A 4,847-nucleotide genomic window follows, 5' to 3' on the forward strand; every position below is an offset into this window, starting at 1 on the left:
TTACGGGTTGACGTACCCTTGCGATCGCCATTTCGATGGGCGGCGGTGTTGACGCGCGCGATTCAACTCGCGACGAGGTCGCGTTGCGCGCAGCTCGAAACGACCGCCTGAATTTCGCATGTCCGACCAGATAACCACTCGCAGCACGAGCTAGTCGACGAGATCGTACGTCGCGGCCCAGGCGGCGCACTCGCGCTCGCCGGCATCGCCGTAGCCATCGTGATCGGGCTCTGGTTTGCGTTCTACTTGATCGTCTTCCTGCCTCGCGGTGTCATTCAGTAACTTTGCGAGAACCTCGCAACTACGCAATTCAACTCCTGCGCATACTGCACATATGTCCACGAATCCGTCCGATTCCCACGTCAGCGCCGAAGTGGCCGCGCGCGTCGAGCGCCGCTGGGCCACCGCCATGGTGTTGATCATTGTCGTTCTGGTGGCAATGACAATCTTCACCGGCTTGCACTGGGCCATGATGCCGCCCTCACGCGTCGAAGTCGTCAATCCGAATAAGCTGCACGTTTCCGGCGAATTCGTCGAAGCCAATCTCGGCAGCGCGCTGGAGTCGGATGGCTCCGTCACGGTACGCGTGCTCGCGCAACAGTATTCATTCACTCCGCAGTGCATCGTCGTGCCGGCAGACGTCCCTATCACGTTCCGTGCCACCAGCGCGGACGTCGTGCATGGCTTTCTGGTGACCGGCACGAACCTCAACTCGATGGTCGAGCCCGGCTACATCTCCACCTTCCACACGACCTTCAACAAGCCCGGCGATCACCTCATGCCTTGCCACGAATATTGCGGCACGGGTCACCAGGGCATGTGGGCACACGTTCGGGTCATCGATCGCGCCGCCTTCATGCAAATGGCCACGCTTCCGGAGAATCAACTGCGGAGACTGAACTGTGTTAAATAACAAGCGCCTCGTGCTCGCCCACTTCTGGCTCGCGTTCGTTCTCTTTGGAATCGCGCTGCTGCTCGGCGCCTGGCAGATGCTTGTGCGCAGCCCGCTGCATCCGTGGCTGCACAATCCGGAGCTCTACTACCGTTCCGTCACCGAACACGGCACCGTGATGGGCTACGCGTTCCCCACGCTCATCGCCATGGGCTTCGGCTATGCCGTGACCGAGCTTTCGCTTAAACGGCCACTGCTCGGCATTCGCTGGGCGTGGCTCGGATTCATCCTGCTCGCGCTTGGCGCCGTCACCGCTACCGTGCCGATCGCGCTAGGCCGAGCGTCGGTACTCTACACGTTCTATCCACCGATGATAGCCAATGCGTTCTACTACATCGGCGTCGTGCTCGTGGTGGTGGGCTCGTGGGTCTGGGTCGCGCTGATGGCTGTGAACTTCACAGCATGGAAACGCGAAAACCGCGGCAAGCCAGTGCCGCTCGCGATGTTCGCGACCACTGCAGGCGCATATCTATGGGGTTGGACCGCAGTGGGTGCGGCAATCGAAGTATTGTTCCAGATCCTGCCCGTTGCGCTCGGCTGGCGCAACACCATCGACGCGGGCCTCGCGCGCATCTTCTTCTCATGGACGTTGCACGCCATCGTCTACTTCTGGCTCATGCCAGCCTATATCTGCTACTACACGATCGTTCCGCGTGCAATCGGAGGGCGACTCTACAGCGACTCGATGGCGCGTATCTCGTTCATCCTGTTCCTCGTGGTAGCCATGCCCATCGGACTACACCACCTCTTCACCGACCCGCAGGTCGGCGCAGGCTTCAAGTTCGTCCAGTCGGTATTCACGGCGCTCGTGGCTGTGCCTACGTTGCTCACGGTGTTCACGATCTGCGCCTCGGTGGAAATCGCAGGGCGGCTGCGGGGCGGAAAAGGCGTGTTTGGCTGGATCGCGAAGCTCCCGTGGCATAACCCGCAGATGCTCGCCGTTGCGTTCTCGTTCGTGATGCTCGGGTTCGGCGGCGCGGGGGGCCTCATCAACATGAGCTACCAGCTCGATCAGCCGATTCACAACACGCAATGGATCACGGGCCACTTCCATCTGATATTCGGCGGCGCGATCGTCATCATGTACTTCGCCATCGCCTACGATCTATGGCCGCAGATCACGGGCCGCGCGCTCACCAACTGGAATCTGATGCGTTGGCAGTTGTGGTTATGGTTCATCGGCATGATCATATTGACGTTCCCCTGGCATCTGGTCGGCATTCTGGGCATGCCGCGCCGCATGGCCTACTTCGATTACAGCAATCCCGGGCTAGCCGAGCAGGCAGGCCTCGTTACCATGTCGGCCGTTGGCGGGCTGATCCTCGTAACGTCCGCACTCCTGTTCTTTATCGTGCTGCTACAAGGACAACGTGGCGTCGTTCAAACGCCCGAAGAATACCGCTTCAGCACGCCCGTGCATGAATCGGCAACGCTGCCCGTGGCTCTCAATAGCTTCGCGCTGTGGCTCGTGCTAATGGTCGCCCTCACGATCACTAACTATGGCTATCCCATCGCGCAACTACTCGTGAGGTCCGATACCAACGTGCCCGCAGTTCCGATTGGAGCACCGCGATGAGCGACGAACGCTTGTTCTCGTTACGCAACCCGTGGTTCCGCGCGAGCGTGGGTACGGCTATCGCGGCATTTGTCGCGTCCGCGCTGATTGGTTTCGTTTGGTTGCCTTCGGCGCAGAGCGATCCGCAGTTCCAGGGTATCTGGAACGCAGTCTGCAGCGCGGCGGGTGTGCCGCGCCAATGGCATCCAGTCGAATCGACTGTCGCGTCCAGCTACAAGTCGAGCGCGGTCGAACTCACGCCGCATATGTTCGACGATACGTCGAGCCAGTCGATCGGACGCGGCGCGACGCTCTCTCTACGCTGCACGATGTGCCACGGCGCACGCGGCGTGAGTGAAGCTGATTCGCCGAATCTTGCGGGGCAATCTGCAAGCGTCGTTTACAAGGAGCTCCTCGACTTTCAGAGCGGCGCACGCAGGAACGCAGTGATGTCGCCGATGGCGCAAAATCTCTCCGATCAGGACATTCGCGACCTGGCGGCCTACTACGCTTCGCTACCGCCGATCACACGTATTCGCAGCGACGCGCCGCCGATCGTTGCAGAGGGTGCTCCGCTGCGCAACATCTCGGCATGCGCCACGTGCCACGGCGGCGTCGATCACAAAGTGGGCAGCCCTTGGCTCGAGGGCCTACCGGCCGCTTACACCAAAGCCCAGCTGGCTGCATTCGCGGACGGCACGCGCCACAATGATACTTTTGGGCAAATGCGCAACATTGCACGTAACATGACTCCCGAGGAAATCGACACCGCGGCGACTTGGTATGCGGGTGCATCGGATCGGTAAAAAGACTTGATGGCTACCGCACTACGCCCTGTAAAGCTTGATGCGCGAGCTGGGCGCGTTTGCCAAGGCTAGCAATTAAGTTTGGCCCCGCGACCTCACACCGTCAGTGGGGCGGTACTCTCATCCAATATCACATGCTCCGGAGCTGGGCTAGCAAATCGCACACCCGTTGTCGCACTGACCCATGGATTTAAGGTCAATCAACACGCCGCCCATCCTCTACTTGACCGTACGAGGTGGCGGCCCCGTGCCGTAAAGAGCTACCGATGAAGCCTGAATCGCGATTTCTCGACGATCTGCGGTTACTCGCAGCTGACATCGTGCGTGACCTGTGTCGTATTCCTGTACCGGACCCTCGCGCACTCGATGAGATAGAGACAGTAACCTCAGTTCTGCTAGCCATTCTCTGCGCACATTTACTCGACGAGCACAACATCGGATGGGCTGCATTCAGCGCGTACATGGTGATGCGGGCCCATGTCGCGTCAACCTTGTCCCGGGGAGTGTTACGCATCGTGGGTACGGCCGCCGGCTCCGCTGCCGCATATGTCATGCATCGGTATCAGCTCCTGTCACCGGTTGAGCTTGCCGTTGCGCTGGCAATCGTTGGCACGATTACGTTATATCTGGCGCTGACTGAACCCAGCGGCTACGCGTGGTTATTCGCGGGCCTGACCTTCGCGATGGTGACGAACGATGCGTTGCAACAACCGGAAGTCCACCTTGCCGCATTCGCCTGGTCGCGCGTAGCTGAAGTAGCGACCGGAACGCTGTGCGGGGTCACGGTCAGCGCTCTGTCCACCGCGACTATCCGCAATCAGCTTGCTGGTGATTACTGCATCTCCCCCGTTGCCACAAGCATAGGCATCACAAGGCGCTGGAATCACCCTGCAGCCGTGCATGCATACAAGTGTGGGCTCGCTCTCGCCATCGTCCCGCTTCTGGCAACGTTGCTGCACCTGCGGTCCGCCGCCCAGGCATGTGTCTCGATCTTCGCGGTCTCAATGGTTCCGACGACGCAATTGTCAGCCGCGTACGACTACACCGTACGACGCATGGCACATAGATTCGCGGGTTGCACTGTAGGCGGCATCCTTGCGACGGTCGGACTCTATGTGTCCCACCATTCGCCTGCATTGATGGCACTCTTCGTCGTTGTTGGTGTCGTTATTGGGCGGCACATCGAGAATTCAAGAACGGGGGCAAACTACATAGGAACGCAGTTCGCACTCGCCTTTCTCGTTGTGCTCGTGCCCGACACCTATGCCGCCAGCGATACGTCCGCAGGCTTCGAGCGCTTCCTGGGCGTGCTGTTCGGTATCGTTACGCTCTATCCGGTTTTGGCGTTACCGTTTCGATCTCGCAAATAACACATCGCCGGAAAGGTGAACTTTGCGGCAACACGCCCCCCCCGCGTCAGAATAGTTGTCGCCCGGATAGGATCTGGAAATCTGGGGGCGCTATAAGGACGAGAAGTGGCGAAGTACGGACAAGCATTCAAGGACAAGGTGGTTGCAAGGTTGCTGCCGCCGGA

At 59.9% G+C, this 4,847-nt stretch carries 4 protein-coding genes; all 4 read left to right on the top strand.

Annotation, left to right across the window (positions count from 1 at the left end; translation table 11 throughout):
- The first annotated feature begins 334 nt into the window (after positions 1-334).
- Positions 335-913, top strand: coding sequence for a cytochrome C oxidase subunit II (locus CFB82_RS40950; protein ID WP_089487895.1), 579 nt, complete (start codon positions 335-337; stop codon positions 911-913).
- The gene (locus CFB82_RS40955; RefSeq protein WP_089487891.1) at positions 903-2,528 is read left to right on the top strand and encodes a b(o/a)3-type cytochrome-c oxidase subunit 1; all 1,626 of its coding nucleotides are present in this window, start codon (positions 903-905) and stop codon (positions 2,526-2,528) included. Before CFB82_RS40950 ends, CFB82_RS40955 begins: the two co-directional genes overlap by 11 nt.
- Positions 2,525-3,313 (top strand): c-type cytochrome, encoded by a 789-nt coding sequence (locus CFB82_RS40960; protein WP_089487892.1) that lies wholly within the window; start codon positions 2,525-2,527, stop codon positions 3,311-3,313. Before CFB82_RS40955 ends, CFB82_RS40960 begins: the two co-directional genes overlap by 4 nt.
- 266 nt (positions 3,314-3,579) lie before the next feature.
- Positions 3,580-4,683: an FUSC family protein gene (locus tag CFB82_RS40965; protein ID WP_089487893.1), complete on the top strand. Its 1,104-nt coding sequence runs from the start codon at positions 3,580-3,582 to the stop codon at positions 4,681-4,683.
- Positions 4,684-4,847 lie beyond the last annotated feature (164 nt).

This window comes from Burkholderia sp. HI2714 (assembly GCF_002223085.1).
Taxonomy (GTDB): Bacteria; Pseudomonadota; Gammaproteobacteria; order Burkholderiales; family Burkholderiaceae; genus Burkholderia; species Burkholderia lata_D.

Excerpts from the sequence above, each read along its gene's own strand:
- CFB82_RS40950 (WP_089487895.1), top strand. The coding sequence starts at position 335 with ATGTCCACGAATCCGTCCGATTCCCACGTCAGCGCCGAAGTGGCCGCG.
- CFB82_RS40960 (WP_089487892.1), top strand. The coding sequence starts at position 2,525 with ATGAGCGACGAACGCTTGTTCTCGTTACGCAACCCGTGGTTCCGCGCG.
- CFB82_RS40965 (WP_089487893.1), top strand. The coding sequence starts at position 3,580 with ATGAAGCCTGAATCGCGATTTCTCGACGATCTGCGGTTACTCGCAGCT.